At 75.4% G+C, this 21,894-nt stretch carries 15 protein-coding genes; 12 read left to right on the plus strand and 3 right to left on the minus strand.

From position 1 onward, the window contains the following. Positions 1 to 140: 140 nt before the first annotated feature. Positions 141 to 317, minus strand: coding sequence for a DUF4241 domain-containing protein (locus KOV94_RS21430; RefSeq protein ID WP_370521018.1), 177 nt, complete (start codon positions 315 to 317; stop codon positions 141 to 143). 145 nt (positions 318 to 462) lie between these two features. Between KOV94_RS21430 and KOV94_RS21045 the strand changes: the two genes are divergently transcribed. From KOV94_RS21045 to KOV94_RS19585, 3 genes are all read left to right on the plus strand, one after another. Continuing rightward, the gene (locus KOV94_RS21045; RefSeq protein WP_263974785.1) at positions 463 to 597 is read left to right on the plus strand and encodes a hypothetical protein; all 135 of its coding nucleotides are present in this window, start codon (positions 463 to 465) and stop codon (positions 595 to 597) included. A gap of 9 nt (positions 598 to 606) precedes the next feature. Then, positions 607 to 957 carry a hypothetical protein gene (locus KOV94_RS19580; RefSeq protein ID WP_162350970.1) on the plus strand — a complete coding sequence of 117 codons (351 nt, stop codon included), beginning with the start codon at positions 607 to 609 and terminating at the stop codon, positions 955 to 957. 83 nt (positions 958 to 1,040) lie between these two features. Continuing rightward, positions 1,041 to 1,409, plus strand: a complete 369-nt coding sequence (locus KOV94_RS19585; protein WP_218052950.1) for a DUF2200 domain-containing protein — start codon at positions 1,041 to 1,043, stop codon at positions 1,407 to 1,409. A gap of 51 nt (positions 1,410 to 1,460) precedes the next feature. Here the strand turns inward: KOV94_RS19585 and KOV94_RS19590 are convergent, their stop codons facing one another. Continuing rightward, complete coding sequence (locus KOV94_RS19590; RefSeq protein WP_162353314.1) at positions 1,461 to 2,468, minus strand: aminoglycoside phosphotransferase/kinase family protein; 1,008 nt, start codon at positions 2,466 to 2,468, stop codon at positions 1,461 to 1,463. Between the two features lie 150 nt (positions 2,469 to 2,618). Here KOV94_RS19590 and nrdI point away from each other — a divergent pair, with 150 nt between their 5' ends. From nrdI to KOV94_RS19605, 3 genes are all read left to right on the plus strand, one after another. Further along, complete coding sequence (gene nrdI / locus KOV94_RS19595) at positions 2,619 to 3,092, plus strand: class Ib ribonucleoside-diphosphate reductase assembly flavoprotein NrdI (protein ID WP_124341951.1); 474 nt, start codon at positions 2,619 to 2,621, stop codon at positions 3,090 to 3,092. Positions 3,093 to 3,283: 191 nt separating this feature from the next. Further along, on the plus strand, positions 3,284 to 5,689 hold the full coding sequence (locus KOV94_RS19600) for a beta-galactosidase (protein WP_218052951.1): 2,406 nt from the start codon (positions 3,284 to 3,286) through the stop codon (positions 5,687 to 5,689). A 220-nt stretch (positions 5,690 to 5,909) separates the two neighbouring features. Then, positions 5,910 to 6,572 (plus strand): SanA/YdcF family protein, encoded by a 663-nt coding sequence (locus KOV94_RS19605; protein ID WP_235843351.1) that lies wholly within the window; start codon positions 5,910 to 5,912, stop codon positions 6,570 to 6,572. An 86-nt stretch (positions 6,573 to 6,658) separates the two neighbouring features. Here KOV94_RS19605 and KOV94_RS19610 read toward each other — a convergent pair whose 3' ends face one another. Continuing rightward, positions 6,659 to 10,945, minus strand: coding sequence for a beta strand repeat-containing protein (locus tag KOV94_RS19610; RefSeq protein WP_218052952.1), 4,287 nt, complete (start codon positions 10,943 to 10,945; stop codon positions 6,659 to 6,661). 233 nt (positions 10,946 to 11,178) lie between these two features. Here KOV94_RS19610 and KOV94_RS19615 point away from each other — a divergent pair, with 233 nt between their 5' ends. From KOV94_RS19615 to KOV94_RS19640, 6 genes are all read left to right on the plus strand, one after another. Next, a complete protein-coding gene (locus KOV94_RS19615; RefSeq protein ID WP_124341948.1) occupies positions 11,179 to 11,868 on the plus strand; it encodes a hypothetical protein in 690 nt (229 codons plus the stop codon). Positions 11,869 to 11,990: 122 nt separating this feature from the next. After that, positions 11,991 to 12,809 carry an ABC transporter ATP-binding protein gene (locus tag KOV94_RS19620; RefSeq protein WP_124341947.1) on the plus strand — a complete coding sequence of 273 codons (819 nt, stop codon included), beginning with the start codon at positions 11,991 to 11,993 and terminating at the stop codon, positions 12,807 to 12,809. Further along, entirely contained in the window at positions 12,809 to 15,361 is a 2,553-nt protein-coding gene (locus KOV94_RS19625; RefSeq protein ID WP_218052953.1) for an ABC transporter permease, read from the plus strand. The genes KOV94_RS19620 and KOV94_RS19625 overlap by 1 nt, the downstream gene beginning before the upstream one ends. Positions 15,362 to 15,541: 180 nt before the next feature. Beyond that, positions 15,542 to 18,826: a hypothetical protein gene (locus tag KOV94_RS19630; RefSeq protein WP_218052954.1), complete on the plus strand. Its 3,285-nt coding sequence runs from the start codon at positions 15,542 to 15,544 to the stop codon at positions 18,824 to 18,826. A 99-nt stretch (positions 18,827 to 18,925) separates the two neighbouring features. Next, positions 18,926 to 19,996: a hypothetical protein gene (locus KOV94_RS19635; RefSeq protein ID WP_218052955.1), complete on the plus strand. Its 1,071-nt coding sequence runs from the start codon at positions 18,926 to 18,928 to the stop codon at positions 19,994 to 19,996. Between the two features lie 43 nt (positions 19,997 to 20,039). Next, entirely contained in the window at positions 20,040 to 21,869 is a 1,830-nt protein-coding gene (locus KOV94_RS19640; RefSeq protein WP_124344426.1) for a YhgE/Pip family protein, read from the plus strand. Positions 21,870 to 21,894: the final 25 nt, after the last annotated feature.

Raw genomic sequence — 21,894 nt, forward strand, 5'->3', positions numbered from 1 at the left:
GTCCTGAGACATGCGTTGCCCATGTCCTGAAACAGGACACCTCCGGGCGCACAGCAAGCCCGCTCCACCGCCACGGTGGGGCGGGCTTCGTCGTTCCGGGACGTCGTCGTCCCCGGAGGGTGCCGTGCCCGCGGCGGATGTCAGATGCCGGGCTCGTCCGGCGGCGTCCCCGGCAGACCGCTCAGCGCCCACGGCAGGACGCCGCCGTATGACACGGCGCTCACGACGACGCCGTCGGCGTCGTACCCGAGGAAGGTCGGGTAGCCGCCGTCGCCGTACCCGGCGCTGAAGACGACCGCGTCGACGCCGTGCTCGATGTGGTCGCGACGACGGGCCCACGACCGTCGCGCTCGAGCTGTCGTGGCGGGACGTCGCGTCGTCGGCGGACCCGTCGCGCCAGCTGGCGGTCCGCACCACGACGGCCGGTGGGACGGCGGAGAGCGGCGTCGACGTGACGTCGGGGTGGACGAGGATCCCCCCGAGGGCGCGAGCGCCGGGACCGTCGACGTCGACGTGCTGGTCGACGGCACCCGCCTGACCACGTGCTCCGCGACCGTCCCGACGGTCCCCGGCGACGGCGACGGCGTCGAGGAGTAGGTTCCCGCCATGCACTGGTCGCCCCCGACCGACCTGCCCGGCCGCCTCGTGCCGTCGAGCGGTGGCCGCGTGCCCGTGCGGGTCCGCGGGTTCGTCGAGGAGCCGACGCGGGCACCGTCGCGCACCCCGGACCGCGGGTTCGCCGTGGTGCTCGCGCGCACCGAGCACGACGTCGTGAAGGTCGTGCGCGGCACGACGGTGCTCGGCTACCTGCCGCCCGCGTGGTCGCAGGTCGTCGACTTCGAGCTGTGGTCCTGCGAGCAGGCGGGCGAGCCGGCGCTCGCGCGGGCGCTGCTCGAAGGGCGCCCGGGTGAGCGGGACCTGTTCGTCATGCTCGACTGGCCGCGTCGACGCTCCTGACCGCGGCGGGCGCGGGCGGGATACTGGCCGCAGGGACGACGGGGCCGGCACGGCGCCGCGCGTGACGACGGAGGGCGAGCGACATGGCCGGGCACCGGATCTTCGGGATGAGCTTCGCGAGCATCTACCCGCTGTACGTGGAGAAGGTCGAGCGCAAGGGCCGGTCCCGCGAGGACGTCGACCAGGTCGTCACGTGGCTCACGGGGTACGACGACGCCGGGCTGCGGGAGGCGGTCGCCGACGAGCGGACCCTGGAGGAGTTCTTCGCGCGGGCGCCCGGGCTCAACCCGAACGCGTCGCTCATCACGGGCCTGATCTGCGGGTACCGGGTCGAGGAGATCGAGGACCCGCTCATGCAGAAGATCCGGTACATGGACAAGCTCGTGGACGAGGTCGCGCGCGGCAAGAAGATGACGTCGATCCTGCGCGGCGGCACCCCGGCGGCGGTCTAGCGACCTCTCCGTTCGACTCCTGCGCGGGTGCCGAAGTCCCTCGCCGGAGGGTCAGGCGAGGGCGCGGGTCGCGGCGAGGAGGATCCCGCGCTGCGTCGCCGCGTGGGCGCGGAGGCGGTCGGCGAGGTCGGGCAGCCAGGGGGAGTCGGCGGGGTCGACGAGGTCGTCGGGCGGGAGGTCGAGCACGCGTCGCACGTCGACGACATGGGACGCGGCCAGGGCGGCGACGTGCGGCAGCAGCGCGTGCGGCGTGACGACGGTCCCTGACGTCCGGGCGAACCCGTCGAGGAACGCGTCGAGCAGGTCGGGGTGCGCGGGCGTGGTCGGGTCGGCGCCGAGCAGGTCGCGGACCGCGGAGGCGACGTCGGCGGCGGCCGGTCGTCGGGCGGCTTCGTCGAGGTCGAAGCACACGGGCCGCCAGCCGCGCCAGCGCAGGTTGTCGAGCTCGTGGTCGCCGTGCCCGACGACGAGCGGCGCCGGTGGCACGTCGCGCAGGGTGCGGGTGAGCGCGGCCGCGGCGGTGGCGAGCGCGTCGTCGGCGTCGTCGAGCAGCGCGGCGAGCGGGGGAGCGGGTGCGGTGTCGACGACGTCGGCGTGCCGGGCGGCCGCGGCGTGGAAGCGGGCGAGCCCCCGGCCCCATGCGGCGGCGAGGTCAGGCGTGAGGTCGTCGACGTCCGTCTCGTCCCCGTCGACCCGGCGCACCGCGGCGGCGAGGACGTCGCCCAGCGGGGTCGCGACGCGCTCGAGCAGGCGGCCGGACGACGACGGGACGAGCGCGGCGACGTCGGCGTGGTCGGCGGACAGGCGGGCGTGCAGCAGGGTGCCGCGTGCGAAGCCGCGGGCGCCGTCGGCGGACTCGGGCACGAACCGCAGGTAGACGGGCCGGTCGACGCCCCGCACCCCACCCGGGACCACGACGACGTGCGACGCCGACGACCGCCAGAGCAGCGCCGACCCGGCGGGCGCTCCCCACGCGGCCGCGACCGCGTCGGCGACGGGCGAGCGCCACGCGTCGTCGACCGTCCGGCGCAGCGCGCGGATCTGGTTCAGGGTCAGCACGTTCGCATCGTGGGCACGTCGCGACGCGGGGGGCCAGTCGAATACCCGCCGTCTCGCGGCGCGTCGCCGTCGCCTGCAGCCGGTCTCGGCGGTGGGTGCCCGGGCCCTGGGTCCTACGTCCCGCGCCGCTGTGCGGGCGAGCATGACGACGTGACGACGGACCCGGGTGCGACGCAGGACGAGGGCGCGCGGCAGACGCCCGTCTACTACTACTCGTCGACGTCGGGCCTCGTGCGGACGTTCGCCGAGCGGCTGGACCGGCCCGTGCGCAACCTCGCGGAGCGGCAGCACCGGCTGTCCGAGGTCGACGGGCCGTGGGTGCTCCTCACCCCGTCCTACAAGACGGGCAACCCGGCGAACGACACGATCCCCGAGGGGGTGCGGCGGTTCCTGCGCTCGCCCGTCAACCGGCGTGCGCTGGTCGGCGTCATGGGGTCGGGCAACCGCAACTTCGGCACGCACTACCAGATGGCCTGCCGCGAGATCGCGGCACGGTCCGGGCGGCCGGTGCTGTTCGAGTTCGAGCTCGCCGGGACGCCGTGGGACGTCGCGCGGTGCCGGGAGATCCTCGCGGACCTCGACCGTGCGCTCGCGGGCGCGCACGCGAGCACGGTCGCCGGCTGACCTGCGCGCGGGCGGCGGACGACCGCGCCCCGCGGGCGGCGTCGCTCGCGCCGGACCGGCCGGGGCAGGTGCGGAGGACACGTGGGCCGACCGGTGTGGGACCGTGCACAGTCGGGCGTCGGAACGTGCGAGAGTGGGGCGCCGGCGGACGCCCGACAGGCCGGCGACCCCCGACGACGAGGAGCCTCTCCGTGCCCGACCACCTCCCGCGCGTGCGCCCCACCGGCTGGTCGGAGCCGCTCACCCGGCCGGCGATGGCGAACGACGAGGACGTGCGGCCCGGGCTCGCGCTGACGTCGCGGTGGCTCGAGCGCGACGGCACGCCCTGGATCCCCGTGTCGGGCGAGGTCCACTACTCCCGCGTCCCGCGGTCGCGGTGGCGCGAGACGCTGCGGCTCGTGCGGTCGGGCGGCGTCGACGTCGTCGCGACGTACGTGATCTGGGCCCACCACGAGCCCTTGCGCGGCGCGGCGCGGTTCGACGACGGCCTCGACGTCGCGGCATTCGTGCGCACGTGCGCGGAGGAGGGGCTGCGCGTCGTGCTGCGGATCGGGCCGTGGTGCCACGGCGAGGTGCGCAACGGCGGGTTCCCCGACTGGGTGCAGGACGCGCCCGTGCGGCACCGCACCGACGACCCCGGCTACCTCGACCTGGTGCGCGGGTGGTTCGGGCGGCTCGGCGTCGAGCTCGGCGCGCTGTGCGGGCCGGACGGTCCGGTGCTCGGCATCCAGCTCGACAACGAGCTCTACGACCAGCCCGGTCACCTCGCGACGCTCAAGCGGCTGGCCCGGGAGGCCGGGCTGAGCGCGCCGCTGTGGACCGCGACGGCGTGGGGCGGCGCACAGCTGCCCGCGGGCGAGGTGCTGCCGCTGTACGGCGGGTACGGCGACGGGTTCTGGGTGGACGCCGACGCCGGGTGGCACGACACCTTCCGCGCGCACTACCAGGTGTCGCACACGTGGGACGACCCCGGGATCGGCGCCGACGTCCGCGGCGCGGAGGGCGCGCCGACCGTCGACCGCGACACCGCGTTCCCGCCCGCGACGTGCGAGCTCGGCGGTGGCATGGCCACGACGTACCACCGGCGTCCCGTGCCGTCGGCGCTCGACGTGGCGGCCGTCGCGCACGGCAAGGTCGCGTCCGGGTCCGCGTGGCAGGGCTACTACATGTACGCGGGCGGCTCGAACCCCGGCCCGGACCTGCAGGAGTCGCACGCGACCGGCTACCCGAACGACCTGCCGTCGTACGACTACGACTTCCACGCCCCGGTCGGCGCCGCCGGGCTCCTCGCGCCCTCGCACGCAGCCCTGCGCACGCAGCACGCGTTCCTCGCGGCGTTCGGGCCGGTGCTCGCGACCATGCCCTCGACGCTGCCCGACGTGCTGCCGTCGGGCGTCGACGACAGCGCGACGCTGCGCTGGTCGGTGCGCGAGGCCGACGGCACCGGGTTCGTCTTCGTCGTCTGGCACCAGCCGCACGTCCCGCTGCCCACGCTGCGCGGCGTGCAGGTGCAGGTCGATGTGCCGTCCGGGCCGGTCGTGCTGCCGTCGCGGCCGACCGACGTGCCCGCGGGCACGCTCGCGCGCTGGCCGTTCGGGCTCGACGTCACGGCGGCCGGCGGCGTGCCGGTGCGGCTGCGCTGGGCCACGGCCTCCGCGCTCACGACGCTGCCCGACGGGACGCTCGTGCTCCTCGCGTCGGCCGGGGTGCCGGTCGAGGTCGTCGTCGACCCCGACGTGCGCGTGTCCGGCGACGGCTGGACCGTCGCGCCCGGTGTCCGTGCGCTCGACGAGAGGACGGGGGGCGTCGTCGTGCTGCACGCGCCTCGGGGGCGCGCGGCCCACGCGGACGACGCGGACCGCGCGGCTCACGCGGGCGGCGCGGGCGGACGGGTGCTCGTCGTCGGTGCCGCCGACGCCGATCGCGTGTGGGTCCTCGACGGGCCCGACGGTCGGGTGCTGCTGCGCAGCGCCGACCCGCTGTGGCTCGAGGACGACGAGGTCGTCGTGCGTGCGTCGTCGCTGCCCCTCGTGCAGCGGTGGACCCCGGACGGCTGGCAGCGGCTCGACGTGCGTGCGGGGACGGGCCGGGCCGCCGACGACCGGTCCGCGGATGCTGTCGGTGACGTCGCGGCGGGGGCCGTCGGGGCCGTCGCGGTCGTGACGACGCCGGTGCGCGCCGCAGGCGAGCCCGCGGTGTCGTACGGCGCGCACGAGGGTCGGGCGTCGGCGCCCTCGGCGGACCGGGTCGCGGAGCTCTCCGCCGAGCACCGGCTCGCCGACGTCGGCGTGCCCGTCGACGGGACCGTCCGGCACCTGCACGTCGCGTGGGCGGGGGACGTCGCGCAGCTGCTCGTCGACCGTCGCGTCGTGGCCGACCGGTTCTGGGACGGGACCCCGTGGGACGTCGACCTCGACGTGCTGCCCGGCGCCGAGGGGGACCGCGTGTCGGTGCGCGTGCTCCCGCTGCACCCGGACGCCGCGGTGTGGCTGCCCGCGGAGGCGGCGGACCGTCGCCGCTCGGTCGAGGGCCCGCTCGGCTCGCTGGACGCGGTCGCCCTGACCCGCTCGAGGACCTGGCGCGCCCCGCTGACCTGACGTCCGGTCGCTTCCGCTCGACGGCCCCGCGCGCCCCGATGACCTGACGTCTGGTCGCTCCCGCTCGACGGCCCCGCGCGCCCGGCCGCCGGACGCGCCCGCGCAGGACCGGTCGCGAGTGGACGCTCTCGCCACGGGGAGTGACCCGGATGTCGCGATCTCGTGGCGATGTCGCGGGTTTCGCCGACGCGGCGACGGCGCCCGGCTTAGCATCGCCGCCGTGGCGAGGGTGCGGAGGCTGGTGACGGTGGGCGCGGGCGTGCTCGGCGCGGCCGTGCTCGGGACGTTCCTCGTCGTGCAGGGCGTCGGGCAGTCGGCCGTCCGCGCGTCGGTCGATGACGTCGCGGACACGCCCGTCGTCATCGTCCCGGGGGCGGGGCTGCGGCCCGACGGCAGCCCGTCGACGTACCTGCGGCGTCGCCTCGACGCGGCCGCGGACCTCTACGCGCGCGGCACGGTCCAGGTGGTGCTCGTGAGCGGCGACAACAGCACGCGCTGGCACGACGAGCCGACCGCGATGCGCGACTGGCTCGTCGACCGGGGCGTCCCCGCGGGTCGCATCGTGCGGGATCACGCCGGGCTCGACACGCACGACACGTGCGTGCGCGCGCACGACGTGTTCGGCGTCGAGCAGGCCGTCGTCGTCACGCAGAGCTACCACCTGCGCCGCATGCTCTTCTCCTGCCGCGAGGCGGGGATCGACGTGACGGGGGTCGGGGTGTCGGCGGCGAGCGTCGAGCCCGCGAAGGCCGTCGTGTACCGGGTCCGGGAGGTGCCGGCGTCGCTGCGTGCGGCGTGGGACGCCGCGACGTCCCGCCCGCCCGCGCTCGGCGGCCCGCGCGAGACCGGCGTCGACGACGCGCTCGCGACGGCCGACGGCTGACCGCACCGCCGCGACAGCCGGCGGCCCGACGCACCGGAGCCCGGCCCCCTGGGGGACCGGGCTCCGATGGTGTCGGCGTCGAGGCGTCAGGCGGTCGTGACCGCCCGGCGACGTCGCACGGCGACCAGCGTCGCGCCGAGGGCGAGGAGCAGGAGCGCGGCCCCGCCGACGGTCGCGACCTCCGCGCCGGTCGTGGCGAGCGCCGCGCGCCCGTCGACCACCTCGACCGTGACGGTGCCCGTGGTGCGGGCGCCCTGGTCGTCGACCACCGTGTAGGTGAAGGTCACGGTGCCCGTGAAGCCGGGCGCCGGGGTGTAGACGAGCTTGCCGTCGACGATCGCCACGACGCCGGACGACGGCTGCGTGACGTCGACGACGGTGACCGTGCCGCCGTCGGGGTCGGTGACGTCGGCGAGGACGTCGATCGTCACCGAGGTGCCCGTGCCGGTCGTGACCTTCGTGCCGCCCGAGGGGGCCTTCACGACGACCGGTGCGGCGTTCCCGACGGTGACGGTCACCGTGGCGGTGGTCGTGTCGGTCCCGTCGTCGACGGTGTAGGTGAAGGTCACGGTGCCGGAGAACCCGGCGGGCGGGGTGTAGGTCGCGACGCCGTTCGTGACGGTCACGGTGCCGCGCGTGGTGCCGTCGGCGCCGGTGGGGGTGCCGACCGTCACGGTGAGCGGGTCGCCGTTGGCGTCGGTGACGCCGTCCAGCAGGTCCAGCTCGACGGGCGTCGCGTACGGGGTCGTCCCGGTGACCGCGGGGGCGACGGGTGCCGCGTTGGCGACGGTGACGACGAGCGTCCCGGTGTCCGTGCCGCCCGCACCGTCGGACACGGTGTAGGTGACGGTGACGTCGCCCGCGAAGCCCGCGGCCGGCGTGACGGTCAGGCGGCCGTCGGTCTCGACGACGACGGTCGCACCGTTGTCGGCGGTGGCACCGGTGACGACGAGCACCTGGTCGGTGCCCGGGATGTTCGCGTCGGTGTCGTCGCCGAGCACGTCCACGGTGACGGGCGTGCCGGACGCCGTGGAGGCGGTGTCGTCGACCGCGACGGGCGCGGCGTTGGCGACGGTCACGGTGACCGTGCCGGTGGCCGTCATGTCGCCGTCGGTGACGTCGTAGGTGAACGTCACGGTGCCGGCCCAGCCGGTCGGCGGCGTGTAGCGGACCTCGCCGTTCTCGATCGCGGCCGTGCCGCGGGCGGTGCCGCCGGAGTCGCGGGGCGTCGTGACCGAGCCCGGGACGATCGACAGCACGTCGGCCGTGTTCGGGTCGGTGTCGTTGTCGAGCACGTCGACCAGCACGGACCGGTCGGTCGGCGTGGTGACGGGGCCGTCGGCGACCGCGGACGGCGAGCCGTTGGCGACGGTCACGCGGAGCTCGCCGACGTCGGTGCCGCCCGCGCCGTCGCCGACCGTGTAGGTCACGACGATCGTGCCGGAGAAGCCGGTCGGCGGGTGGACGCTCAGCGTCCCGTCGGTCTCGACGTCGACCGTGCCGCGGTCCGCGGTCGCGGAGACGATGCGCAGCGACTGCCCGGGGACCCCGGCGGTGACGTTCACGTCGGTGTCGTTGGCGAGCACGGCGACGTGGCTCGCCGACGTGTTCGTCGCGGTGCTGGCGGTGTCGTCGACGGCGACCGGCGGGGTGTTCGCGACGGTCACGACGACCTCCGCGGTGTCCGTGAGCCCGCCCTCGTCGGTCACCGTGTAGGTGAACCGGTCGGTGCCCGCCCAGCCGGTGCTCGGCGTGTACCGGACGGTGCCGTCGGCCTGGACGGCGGTCGTGCCGTGCGCGGGCGCGCCGGTCACGGTGACCGTGAGGTCGCCCTCGGCGTCCGCGTCGTTCGTCAGGACGTCGACGTCGACCGACGTCTGCCCGGCCGCGACCGTCGCGGTGTCGTCGCCGGCTGTCGGTGCGCCGTTGACGGTGAAGGTGACCGTGACGACGGTCGACTGCGCGGTGCCGTCGGACACCCGGTAGGTGAACGAGTCCGTCCCGCGGTACGAGCCGCTCGGCGTGTACGTGCCGGTGCCGTTCGGGTTGAGCGTCAGCGTGCCGTGCGCCGGACCGGTGACGAGGACCGCGGTGAGCGGGTCGCCGTCGGCGTCGGTGTCGTTGGCCAGCACCGAGATCGACCGCGTGGCGCCCGTGTTGACGGTGTAGGAGTCCGCGACCGCGACGGGCGCGTTGTTCGTGACCGTGACGGTCACGACGGCCGTGTCGGTCAGGCCGCGCGAGTCCTCGACGACGTACTCGAACGTGTCCGTGCCCTTGAAGCCGGCGCGCGGTGTGTAGGTCACGGTGTCGCCGTCGAGGACGGTGACCGTGCCGCCGTTGGCGCTCGTCGGTCCGGCGGACCGCAGGCGCAGCGTGTCGCCGTTGGGGTCGGTGTCGTTGACGAGCACGTCGACGTCCACGGGCGTGGCGCCGCGCGTGGTCGCGGTGTCGGCGACGGCGTTCGGCGCGGTGTTGAGCACCTCGATCTGCACCGACGTGGTCGCGCGGTAGCCGCCCGGGTCCTGGATCGTGTAGGTGAACACGTCACGACCGGCGAAGTCGTCGCGCGGCGTGTAGCGGATCCGGCCGTCGGGCAGGATCTCGGCGGTGCCGCCCGCGGTGTCGGTGACGGCGACGACCGTCAGCACGTCCCCGTCGGGGTCGCTGTCGTTCGCGAGCACGTCGATGTCGAGCCGGCGCTGCGAGGGCCCGGGCGTGAACGTCAGGACGTGCGGCTGGGCGACCGGGGGCCGGTTGACGCCCGGCAGCGGCGTCGTGACGACCGGGTTCAGCAGGACGTTGGACGCGGACGCCGCCGCGGCGTACGTGGTCGCGCCGCGGTACGTCATGGCCGCCGAGTTGACGATCTTCTGGGTGTCGCGCGCGTCGGCGTTCACCCGGACGTCGAAGACGACGGTGTGCTGCGCGGTGGACCCGGACGCCGAGACGGGGACGTCGCCGCCGTGCACGGAGGTCGCGCCCGAGCCGAGGTAGGCGATCACGTGGCCGTTCTGCGAGCCGTCGTAGTGGCCGACGTCGCCGTCGCCCGCCGCGTCGGTCTGCCGGACGGTGTCGACGACAAGCGAGCCCGGCACGTAGGTGGTGCCCGTCGGGATCGCGTCGAAGAAGCGCGAGTCGGACGCGGTGTCGAGGCCGATGTTCTGCACGGGGACCGTGTAGCGCAGCACGTCGCCGGGCTCGACGAGCCCGCCGTTGACGTCCTCGACGCTCTTCACGCCGAGCAGCTTCGGGTCGTACAGCTCGGTCGCGAACGTGACGACGCCCGGGTAGAACGTCTCGCCGCCCGTGGTGAGCGTGAGGTTCGCGCTCGTCGCGCCGTTCGGCAGGATGCCGTCGGCGTTGAACAGGTCGGCGTCGAAGCCGAGCTGGTTGCTGTACGACGGGGAACGCCCGGGCACGGCCACGCCGTGGCGGCTGATCGACGAGTTGAACGGGTTCGTGGCGGGGTTCAGCGCGTCGGAGATCGTCGTCGAGTTGAGGCGGAACGCGTCACCGGTGAGGCCCATGTCGCCCTCGTAGGTCACGGCCCCGAGCGTCGTCTTCACGGGCCCGCTCGGCGGCGTGAGGAAGCCGCTCACGGTGAACGTCGGCATGCCGTTGCCCGACGCGACGGAGCCGAAGCCGGTGAACACCGTGAGGTTGCGGGCCGGCGCGGCCGGGTCCGCGACTGCGACGACGAGCGACCAGCCGGCGTAGTCGTCGGTCGTGCCCGTCGTCGACTGGACGTTCGCGACCGTGTACACGCCGCTGCCCGCGGTCGCGACGAGGCCCGTGACGTCGAGGTACGACTGGTATCCGTTGTCCGACGTGTTGACGTCGACCTGGCTCGCCGTGAGGTCACGGTACGTCGCGGAGCCCGGGACCTTGAGCTTGACGTTCCCGCGGAGGGCCGAGTTCGACCAGGTCGCGTTCGCGGTCTCGGTGCGCCCGCCCCAGACGAGGGCCGCGAACAGCACCGAGCCGTTCTCCGGCACGGTGAGCGTCGCGCTCGACGCGTTGAACGTCGAGGCGTCCGCGTCGTCGTTGACGAACTGCGCGGTGAAGTCGTTGTTGGAGTACGCCTGGTTGACGCTCGACGCGCGCGCGGCGGCGCAGTTCGTGTAGTTGGTGCCCGAGGTGGCGTTGCACGTCATGAGCGTGTTGGCCGCCATGAGGATGTCGCCGTTGGTGTTCGCGGAGAACACGGGCGTGAAGGCGCGCACCGTCGCGGCGGCCGCAGGGCTCGCGAGGCCGAGGGCCGTGAGGGGGGCGAGGAGGAGCGCGACGAGCACCGCGAGGGCGGTCGTGCGTCGGGCCGGCCGGCGGGCCCCGGTGGGGGGCGCGGACGGGGCCAGGGGGCCGGTGGGCATGAGGGGGCCACAGCTTTCGTCGGGGATCAGACCCTCGATTTCTTCGGGGACCTGGACAAGCGTCCGGTCTCGGGCGCGGATTTTGAACCTTCAACGACCCACGTCACACGCCGCGCCACCCGTCCGGCCGAGGACAACCGCGACGAACCGTCGTGACCTGCGCCAACGGCCCACACGTGGACGACCGGCCCACGACGGCGCAGGGTGGACGGACAGGGGGAGAGGACGGACGGATGGACGAGGCGACCTCGGCGCGCGCCACCCGCGCCGCACCCGTCGACTGGGTGGTCCCGCCGGGCCCGCGCGACTGGCTGTTCGGCACCGGTGCGACGCGCGCCGAGCGCGGAGTCGTGTGGGCGACGACGGCGCTCGCGGTCGGCGTCCTGGTGCTCACCGCACCCGACGACTGGCCCTGGCTCACGTGGGTCGTCGTGCTGCTCGTCGCGGTCGACGTGACCGGCGGCGTCGCGGCCAACGCCCTCGGCTCCGCCAAGCGGCTGTACCACTCCCCGCTCGCGCCGCCCGTGACCCGGCTCGACCGCGTGCTGCACGACCCTGTCGCCTTCACCGCGCTGCACGTCCACCCGTTCGTCCTCGCCGTGGTCGTGCCCGACGTGACCTGGGTGTGGGCGCTGTGGTGGTACCTCGTGCCGGTCGCGGGCGTCGTCGTCGTCCGGTCCGTCCCCGCCTACCTCGAGCGGCCCGTCGCGCTCGGGTTCGCGACCGTCGCGCTCGTCGCGGCCCCCATCGCGGGAACGCCCGAGGGCCTCGCGTGGTTCGGACCTGTGATGGTGCTGAAGCTCGTCGTCGCGCACGCCGTCCGGGAGGAGCCGTACCGGCCGGCCGCGCGCACCGGCGACGTCGGCCCGGGGTCCGCCCCCGGGGGCACGCCCGACGCCGCTCAGGGTCCGACCAGGGCCTGACCAGGGACGTCACCGATGTCCCCGACCCCGCCGCACGAGGACCATCGTCCGTGGCGGGCACGCGTCGGCGTGCCGTGAGGTGAGCACGGACGTCGGACGACGTGCGGTGAGAGGCGGAGGACATGGCGAGGGACACGACCCCGATCGCGAGCGCGCGCGGGCTGGTCAAGACGTACGGCAGGGGCGACACGGCGGTGCACGCGCTCGCGGGCGTCGACGTCGACTTCGGCCGCGGCGAGCTGACCGCGATCATGGGCCCCTCCGGGTCGGGCAAGTCGACGCTCATGCACTGCATGGCGGGGCTCGACCGCACCGACGCGGGGACGGTCGTCGTGGACGGCCTCGAGGTCTCCGGCATGAACGAGCGGAAGCTCACCCGGCTGCGCCGCGACCGCCTCGGGTTCGTCTTCCAGGCGTTCAACCTGGTCCCCACCCTGACGGCGCTCGAGAACATCACGCTGCCGCTCGACATCGCGCGGCGTCCCGTCGACCGCGCGCACCTCGACACCGTCGTGCGCGCCGTCGGGCTCGAGGACCGCCTCGACCACAAGCCGTCCGAGCTCTCGGGCGGGCAGCAGCAGCGCGTGGCGTGCGCGCGCGCCCTCGTCACGCGGCCCGCCGTCGTGTTCGCCGACGAGCCCACGGGCAACCTCGACTCCACGTCGTCCGCCGAGGTGCTCGGCTTCCTGCGCCGGTCCGTCGACGAGCTCGGGCAGTCCGTCGTCATGGTCACGCACGACCCGACGGCCGCGTCGTACGCGCACCGCGTGCTGTTCCTGGCCGACGGGCGCCTGGTCGGCGAGGTCGTCGACCCCACGACCGAGTCGGTGCTCGCCGCTCTCGCGGCGCTCCGCCCGGCACGGTCGACCGAGCCCGCCGCTCCCGCCGCGTCCGCCGCGTCCGCCGCTCCCGTGGCGACGTCGTCCCCCGCCGCGCTCTGATGGGCCGCGTCGCGCTCCGCGGGATCCGCGCGCACCTCGTGCGGTTCCTGCTCTCGCTGCTCGCCGTCGCGCTCGGGGTCGCGTTCGTCGCGGGCACGTTCGCGCTGCGGACCATGCTGTCGGGCACCTTCGACGGGATCGTCGACGCCGCCGCGCCCGCCGACGCGTACGTGCGCGTCGACCAGCCCGACGACGCGTCCGTCGTCATGGGCACCACGACCGCGCAGAGCGTGCCGCTCGAGCTCGTCGACGAGGTCGCCGCGGTCGACGGCGTCGCGCACGCGATCGGCGGCCTGTCAGGCACGATCGTCCTGGTCGGCGCCGACGGGACCGCGGTGCAGTCCACGCAGGCGCCCAGCCTCGCCCTCAACTACGTGCCCGACGACCCGTCGCTCCACGTCGTGGAGGGGCGCGGGCCGGAGCGCACGGGCGAGGTGGCGCTCGAGACGGCGACGCTCGAGTCGTCCGGGCTGTCCGTCGGCGACACCACGACGGCCGTGCTCGGCGGTGAGGTGACCGAGGTCGAGATCGTCGGACGCGTCGACCTCGGCGGACCGATGGCCGGCGCGACGATCGTGCTGGTCGACCAGCAGACCGCGCTCGACGTGCTGTCGCCCGACGGCGGCGGCGTGAACGAGATCGCCGTGTACGCGGCCGACGGCACGACGCCCGAGCAGCTCGCCGAGCGTCTCGCACCCTTCGCGGGCGACGGCCTCGAGGTCGTCACGGGCGACGCGCTGCGCGCCGACAGCAAGGCCGACATCGCGTCCCAGCTCGGCTTCATCACGACGTTCCTGCTGGTCTTCGCGGGCATCGCGCTGTTCGTCGGCGCGTTCATCATCTCCAACACGTTCGCGATGTCCGTCCGGCAGCGCATGCGCGAGCTCGCGCTGCTGCGGGCCGTCGGGGCGTCCCCGCTGCAGGTGTTCGCGTCGGTGCTCGTGCAGGCGGCCGTCGTCGGGCTGCTGGGGTCGGCGCTCGGCGTCGCGGGCGGTCTGGCCCTGGTGTCGGGGCTGCGCGTCGTGCTCGGCTCGATCGGCATGGACCTGGTCGGGGACGTCCCCGTCGACGCGACGACGATCGTCGTGTCGCTCGCGGTCGGGACCGCGGTGAGCGTGCTCGCGGCCGCGTTGCCCGCCCGACGGGCCGCGCTCGTGCCGCCCGTCGAGGCCATGCGCGACGACGTCGCGGTGCCCGAGCGGTCGCTGCGCTGGCGGGCCGTCGGTGGCCTGGCGATCGGCGCGCTCGGCGTCACCGCCCTCGCCCTGGCCCTGACCCGGCCGGAGGAGGACGCGGCCGAGACGCTGCTGGGCGTCGGCGCGGGCGCCGTGCTCGTCGGGGTGCTCATGCTGTCGCCCGTCGTCGCGCGCGCGGCCGTCGGCGTCCTGGCCTGGCCGTTCGTGCGGCTGCTGCGGCCCGTCGGGCGGCTCGCGCGCGGCAACGTCGTGCGCAACCCGCGCCGCACCGCGAACACCGCGGGCGCGCTCATGATCGGCATGGCGCTCGTGGGGGCGGTGTCCGTCATCGCGGTGTCCGCGCAGCAGTCCGTCACGGGCGTCGTCGAGGCGCAGACGAACGCCGACGTCGTGGTCCGCTCGGCGACCATGGTCATCCCGTCCGGGGCCGTCGACGAGGTCGCCGCGCTGCCCGAGGCCGGCACCTCGGACGCGGTCGCGTTCGCGCCGCTCGCCGTCTCCGGGCCGGGCGAGGAGCCCGCGGTCGACTACGTGATCGGCCTCGCCGACGGCACGCTCGGCCGGTCCGTCGAGGTCGAGCTCGTCGACGGGTCGCTCGCCGCGCTCGAGGCGCTCGACGCGGGGCAGGTCGCCGTCACGGAGGCCGCCGCGGACCAGCACGGCTGGCAGGTCGGCGACGACCTGACCGTCGCCGGCGCCGCGGGGCCGCAGGACCTGTCCGTCGTGGCGGTCTTCACGACGAACGTCCTCGGGGCGCCGCTCGTGGTCGACCAGCAGGTGCTCGACACGCTCGTGCCCCGCGAGCAGCAGCAGGTCGACACGATCCTCGTGACCGCGGCCGCCGGGGTCAGCGCGACCGAGCTGCAGGACGCCGTCGCGGACGTCGTCGCGCCCTATGTCGTCGTGTCCGTGCTGACGCGCGACGAGTTCGTGTCGAACCTCGCGGCCCAGGTCGACCAGCTGCTCGTGATCCTCTACGCGCTGCTCGGCCTGTCCGTCGTCATCGCGGTCCTCGGCATCGTCAACACCCTCGCGCTGTCCGTGATCGAGCGGACGCGGGAGATCGGGCTGCTGCGGGCCGTCGGGCTCGGGCGCCTGCAGCTCGCCGGGACGGTGACGATCGAGTCGGTGCTGACCGCGGTGTTCGGGACCGTGCTCGGCCTCGCGGTCGGCGTCGCGCTGGCCGCGACGATGCCGACCGTGTACGCGGACGACGGGCTGTCGGAGCTCGCCGTGCCGTGGGCGAACCTCGGCGGGATGGTCGCGCTGGCCGTCGTCGTCGGCGTGCTGGCCGCGCTGTGGCCCGGGATCCGCGCCGCCCGGCTCAAGGTGCTGGACGCCGTCGCGTACGAGTGACGGCCTCGCGACGCGGACCGTGCGGACGCCCCGCGTGGTCCGCGTCGTGCTGCCGGGGCCGCACGCACGTCGCGCGCCTCGGGTCGTGAAGATCGCCCGGCCGTGTGACAGTCGACGGGACGTGTCCGGCATGGGGCACGGGCGGGTCCGGCGCCGGCCACGGCCCGCGGGGGAGGAACCGTGCGTCGCCCTGGCGTTCCCGTCGCGTCCACCGTGCTGCTCGCGGTCCTCGCGGTGCTGGGCGCGGTCGCCCCCGCCGCAGCCGCGGTCGACCCGGACGTCACCGGCCGGCTGTCGCTTTTCAAGCGGATCGAGAACCTCGACACGGGTGCGAGCGAGGGGCGCCGCGAGCTGTGGACGATGACCGCGGTGAACACCGAGGACCCCGCGTACACGTTCACCGGCAACGGCCTCAACGGGGTCCAGTCGCTCGTCGTGCCCGCGGGCGACTACACGATCAGCGAGTCCGGCGGTGTGCCCGGGTACGCGTTCGTGAGCTGGGACTGCGGGGCGGCGGGCACGTTCACCGACCCCACGCCGACCGTCACCGTCCCCGCCGACGGCACGCTCACGTGCACGGTCCGCAACGACGCGATCCAGCCGAGCCTCACGCTCCGCAAGGTCGTGACGGGCGGTCCGGCGTCGCCCAGCGCGTGGAACCTCACCGCCCAGGGCCCCACGACCGTGACCGGCCCGGGCGCCGCGAGCGGACCCGTGCGGATCGGCGAGTACCAGCTCTCCGAGACCGGCGGCCCGTCGGGGTACACCGCGGGCGACTGGGTCTGCACCGGCGGCACGCAGACCGGCCCGTCGAGCGTCGTGGTGTCGCTCGCCCAGGACGTCGAGTGCGTGATCACCAACTCGCGGTCGCAGCCGACGCCGCACCTCGTCACCCTGCGCAAGGAGGTCGTCGGCGGCCCGGCCACGACCGCGGACTTCCTGCTGTCCGGGACGGGCCCGCCCGGCACCGTCGAGGGCGTGTCCGGCTCGCCGACCGTCACCGAGGTGCCCGTCCCGTCCGGCACGTACACGCTCGCGGAGACGCCCACGACGCCCGCCGCCCAGGCCGGGTACACGGCGTCGGCGTGGTCGTGCACCGCGGGGACCGTCAGCGGCAGCACGCTCACGCTCGCCGACGGCGACGGCGACGCGGTCTGCACCGTCACCAACACGTGGACCGGCGGAACGCTCACGCTGGTCAAGCAGGCCGTGGGCGGGTCGTTGATCCCGCAGGCGTGGACCCTCAGCGCGACAGGACCCGTCACGGTGTCGGGCGTCTCGGGCGGTCCCGCGGTGACCGGCGCGCAGGTGCCCGCCGGGACGTACGCGCTCGCCGAGTCCGGGCCGACCAACTACACCGCGTCGGGGTGGGTGTGCGACGCCGGGGGCGGCGGTGCGACCGGCACGGTCGAGATCACCGCCGGCGCGGACGTCACCTGCACGATCACCAACACCATCGAGCGCGGCAGCCTCACGCTCGCCAAGGTCGTCGACAACCGTGCCGGCGGCACCGCGCTCCCCGGCGACTTCACGCTGACCGCCGTGGACGCGCCGGACGGCGTCGTCCTCAGCGGGCCCGCAGGCTCGCCCGCCGTCACGCGGCAGGCCGTCGACGTGGGCTCGTCGTGGGCGCTGTCCGAGGACGGGCCGCCCGGGTACACCGCAGGCCCGTGGACCTGCGACGGCGCCACCGTCGCGGCCGACGTCGTGACCGTCGACCAGCCCGCCGACGTCGTCTGCACCGTCGTGAACACGTGGTCCGGCGCGTTCCTGACCCTCGTCAAGGAGGTCGAGGGCAGCAGCGCCCCGCCCGCGGCGTGGACGCTCACCGCCACGGGTCCGGAGGCGACCGTCTCGGGCGTCAGCGGGTCTCCCGCCGCCACCCGCGTGCCGGTGCCCGCCGGCGCCTACACGCTGGGGGAGTCCACGATCGCCGGGTTCACCGCGTCCGGCTGGACGTGCGGCGCCGCCCCGATCGCGGGCGACGTCGTGACCCTCGCCGCCGGGGACGACGTCACGTGCACCGTCACCAACGTCGCCACGCAGCCGCACCTCACGCTCACCAAGCTCGTCGCCAACGACGCGGGCGGCACCGCGACCGCGTCGCAGTGGACCCTCTCGGCGACCGGGCCCACGTCGTTCAGCGGCACCACCGGCACGCCCGCGGTCACGCGCGTCGCGATCACCCCGGGCACCTACCAGCTCGCGGAGTCGCCCGCGACGACACCCGGCTACGAGGCGTCCGACTGGATCTGCCAGGCCGGCGGCGCGTTCGTCGACGCGCCCGACGGCGTGCTCGTCGTCCCCGCGACGGGTGCCGACGGGTCGCCGTTCACCGACGACGTGCGGTGCGCGGTCGTCAACTCCGACGTGGCCCCGGAGCTCACGCTCGTCAAGACCCTGGACAACCGCGGCGGCGGTCCCGCGCAGCCGTCCGCGTTCGTGCTGCTCGCCATCGGCAGCGGGGGCCTGCTCGTCGGCAGCACCGGCAGCGTGACCGTCACCGACGTGCCCGTCGGCGCCGGCACGTACCGGCTCACCGAGATCGGGCTGACGAACTACGTCTCGCAGGGGTGGACGTGCGTCGACGCGTCCGGCGGGACCGTGCCCGTCGCCGCCGACGGGTCGATCACGCTCGCCCTCGGCGACGACGTGACCTGCACCGTCACGAACCGCTGGGCGGGTGCGCAGCTCACGCTCGCGAAGTCCGTCGACGGCGGACCGGCCGCGGCGCAGGACTGGACGCTGGTCGCGTCGTCGCCGGGTGGCTCGTCGTTCAGCGGCACGTCCGGCAGCGCCGGGGCGACGGGCGTCGTCGCGCCGGGCACGTACACGCTCGCGGAGGTCGCACGGACCGACGTCGCCGGCCGCGGGTACGACCTCGACGCGTGGGACTGCGGGCCCGACCATCCCGTCGTCGACCGGACCGTCGACCTCGCCGCCAACGACGAGGTGACCTGCACCGCGACCAACACGTGGATCGGCGGGACGCTCACGCTCCAGAAGGTCGTCGTCGGCGGCACCGCGCAGCCGGCGGACTTCACGCTCGTCGCGACCGGCCCGACGGGCACGTGGCGGGGTCCGGGAGGCAGCACCGCGGTCCGCTCGATCCCCGTCGTGCCGGGCGTGTACCGGCTGGCCGAAGGGCTCGACGGTCCCGCCGACTACCGGTTCGCCAGCTGGACCTGCGACAGCGCGACCGTGCTGGGCGACGTCGTGATCGTCGACGAGGGGGCGGACGTCACGTGCGCCGCGCTCAACGTCTACGCGCCCCCGGTCGACCCGCCCGACCCGCCCCAGCCGCCGGTGCCCGTCGACCCGACGGTGCCGGACGCGGGCGCCGGGGGCAGCGACGCCGCCCTCGCCACGACCGGTACCTCCGCGGCCGCGTTCCTCGCGCTCGCCCTCGCGCTCCTCGTCGGCGGCGCCGCGCTGCGTCTGGTCGTCCGCCGCCGGACCGCCTGACGACGGACGACGTCGCGCGGGGACGGGTGCGTCGCGCGCGGCGGCGTCGCGTCCGTGCTTGGCTGACCCCGGGTGCGACATCCGACGCTGGGGGGCGGGATGACCGACGGCCGAGCAGAGCCCGCGCGCAGCGACGGGCCCGACGACGACGCGCCCCCGGAGCAGGAGCACCCGCCGGCCGCCTCCGACGCGGACGCCCCCGACGCGGACGCCCCCGACGCGACCGCGACGCACGAGCCGCTCACCGCGGCGGACCAACGGGCTGCGGACCGCGAGCCGGTCCCGGCGGCGGACGACCCGACCGCGGACCGCGAGCCGCGCACGAGCGCGGGCCGCCCGCTCCCGAGCGAGGCGACCGCACCCGCCGGGCCGACCGCGCCCGTCCCGGTCGTCGCGGGACCGGCCGCGACACCCGTCCGCACCCCGCCCCCCGCGGCCCCGACCGTGGCACTCCCGCGCTCGGTCCCGCCCGCCCCGACCCCGCCCGCGGCGATCGGCGCGGCGGTCGGCGCGGTCCTGGTCCCCGACGCGTCGACGCCCGTCCTGGAGGCCGCGGAGGTGGGCGTGCGCGACCGCTCGCGGTGGCTGGTGCGTGGCCTCGAGCTGAGCCTCGCCGCACGCACGGTCACGTGGCTCGTCACGCTCGACCCGTTCGCGCGCGACGCGACGGCCCTCGCGCTCGCGGGCCGGCTGGCCGTCGACGAGGGGCACGTGCACGTCGTCGACCCGCGTGACGCGACGCGACGGTCCGGCCGGGCCGTACGCCGCGTCGTCGGGATCGGCTGGGTGCCGCGGCTGCGGCTGCTCGAGGACCGTGCGCGGGTCGGCGAGGTCGTCCGGCAGGCGCACCGGCGGGCCGGGACGCGGATCGACGACGAGACGCTCGAGTCGCTGCTCACGGACGCCGGCCTCGCGGGGACGGCCGGTCAGCCCGCGGACGACCTGCCGGCGTCGCAGAAGGCGCTCCTGGGCCTCGTCGCGGCCGTCGCGGGGGACCCGCCGGTCGTCGTCGCCCCGTTCCCGTCCGGGTCGGCGCAGGACCGTGACGCGATGACCGCGTTCACCGAGCGGCTCGCGCGCGAGGGTTCGACGGTGCTCGTGGTGACCGCGGGCGACTTCCGCCCGCCTGACGCCGGCCCGCTCACGCGGATCGTGGGGCGGGCGGCATGAGCGCGGCGCCGCGCGAGCGCGGGTCGTCCGAGGGACGGGCCGCATGAGGGCCGCACTGCTCACGCTCGCGCGGTTCGTGCGCGACCGGTTCGCGGCGGTCGTGCTCGTCGGCGTGCTGGCCGTGCCGGCGATCTACGGCGGCGTGCTCGTCTGGGGCTACTGGGACCCGTACGCGCGCTCGGGCCACATCCCCGCGGCGCTCGTGAACCTCGACCAGCCCGTGCAGACCGACGACGGCAGCGAGCTCGCCGCGGGCGACGACCTCGAACGCGTCGTCCTCACGTCGGACACGCTCGACTGGACCGCGACCGACGCCGAGACCGCCGCGCAGGGTCTCGAGGACAAGACGTACTACGTCGTCGTCACGATCCCGCCGGAGTTCTCCGCGCAGGTCGCGTCGCTGTCGAGCGCGGACCCGCAGCAGGCGCAGATCGAGGTCCGCACGAACGACGCGGGGAACTACCTCGTCGGGGTGCTCGCGAACGACGCGTCGCAGGCCGTCGAGGGCACCGCCGGGAGCCAGGTGCAGGCGGACTACCTCGACGTCGTCTACGGGCTGCTCGGGCAGGCGAAGGACGCGGGCGGCGAGGTCGGCGGGTCCGCGCAGGAGCTCGCGGACGGCACGCAGGAGGCCGCGGACGCCGCCCGGCGGGTCGCCGACGGCGCCGCGCAGGTCGCGGACGGCGTCGCGCAGGTCGCCGACGCGCTCGCCGACGTCGACGACGCCGTGCAGGACGCTCCCGCGCTCGCGGACTCGGTCGCGAACGTGGCGTCGTCGGTCGCGGCCCGCACGTCGGGCGCGGCTGACGCCGCGCAGGACGTGTCGGCCCGGCTCACCGCTCTGGAGCAGCAGCTCGCGGCCGCCGGGCAGGTCGACGCGGCGGCACGCGTCGCGGAGATCCGCGACTCGTTCGAGGCGACCGTGCTGCCCGCGGTCGAGGACGCCGCCGACGACGCGTCGGACATCGCCGACGACGCGAGCGCGCTGTCCGACCTCGCGACGGAGGCCGTGACCGCCGCCGACCGGGCCAGCCAGCAGGGCCAGGCGCTGTCCGACGGCGCGCAGGCGGTCGCGGACGGGTCGGAGGACCTCGCGACGGTGCTGGCCGACCAGCTCGCACCCGGCGCGCAGCAGCTCGCCGACGGGCTCGCGCAGGCCGCGGAGCAGCTCGACGTGCCGATCACCGACGTCGACCGCGAGACGTTCGGGGAGGTCCTGTCGCGGCCGGTGACGGTCGAGCAGGTGCGTGACAACCCGATCGCGCACTTCGGCGACGGCTTCACGAGCTACTTCGCGGGCCTCGGCCTGTTCGTCGGCGCGGTGTTCGTCTTCCTCGTCCTGTCCCCGCTGGACCGGCGCGGGCAGCTCTGGGGTGCGGGCCCGCTCGCCGTCGCCGGGGCACCCCTGCTGGCCGGCGGTGCGGTGGTGCTGCTGCAGGCGGGGCTGCTGTTCGGCGCGCTCCTGCTGGTCGGCGTCGCCCCCGACGCGCCGTGGGTGCTGCTCGGGGTGCTCGCCGCGTCGGGCGTGTGCTTCGTCGCGCTGATGCAGCTGCTCAAGGCCGCGTTCGGGCTCGTCGGCGAGTTCGTCGGGGTGATCCTGCTGGTCCTGCAGGTCGCGGCGGGCGAGGGGGCGTACCCGATCCAGACGTTCGGCACGTTCTTCCAGACCGTGCACCCCTACCTGCCGATGAGCTGGACCAACGACGCGGTGCGCCGCTCGGTCGCGGGCGGGCCGCTCACGCCGTACGTGTGGGTCGACGTCGGGCTGCTCCTCGGCACCGCGGCGGTGGCCTTCGCCCTCACGTGCGTGGCCGCCCGCCGGCGCGAGCGCTGGACCCCGGCCCGCCTGCGCCCGTCGGTGGAGCTCGTCTGACACCCCCGAACCGGTGAACGCGCAG

The organism is Cellulomonas algicola (genome assembly GCF_019024305.1).
In the GTDB taxonomy this organism is placed as follows: Bacteria; Actinomycetota; Actinomycetes; order Actinomycetales; family Cellulomonadaceae; genus Cellulomonas; species Cellulomonas algicola.

Coding starts and splice junctions, on each gene's coding strand:
- KOV94_RS19580 (WP_162350970.1), top strand. CDS start 607: ATGCACTGGTCGCCCCCGACCGACCTGCCCGGCCGCCTCGTGCCGTCG.
- KOV94_RS19585 (WP_218052950.1), top strand. CDS start 1,041: ATGGCCGGGCACCGGATCTTCGGGATGAGCTTCGCGAGCATCTACCCG.
- KOV94_RS19610 (WP_218052952.1), bottom strand. CDS start 10,945: ATGCCCACCGGCCCCCTGGCCCCGTCCGCGCCCCCCACCGGGGCCCGC.
- KOV94_RS19615 (WP_124341948.1), top strand. CDS start 11,179: ATGGACGAGGCGACCTCGGCGCGCGCCACCCGCGCCGCACCCGTCGAC.
- KOV94_RS19620 (WP_124341947.1), top strand. CDS start 11,991: ATGGCGAGGGACACGACCCCGATCGCGAGCGCGCGCGGGCTGGTCAAG.
- KOV94_RS19625 (WP_218052953.1), top strand. CDS start 12,809: ATGGGCCGCGTCGCGCTCCGCGGGATCCGCGCGCACCTCGTGCGGTTC.
- KOV94_RS19635 (WP_218052955.1), top strand. CDS start 18,926: ATGACCGACGGCCGAGCAGAGCCCGCGCGCAGCGACGGGCCCGACGAC.
- KOV94_RS19640 (WP_124344426.1), top strand. CDS start 20,040: ATGAGGGCCGCACTGCTCACGCTCGCGCGGTTCGTGCGCGACCGGTTC.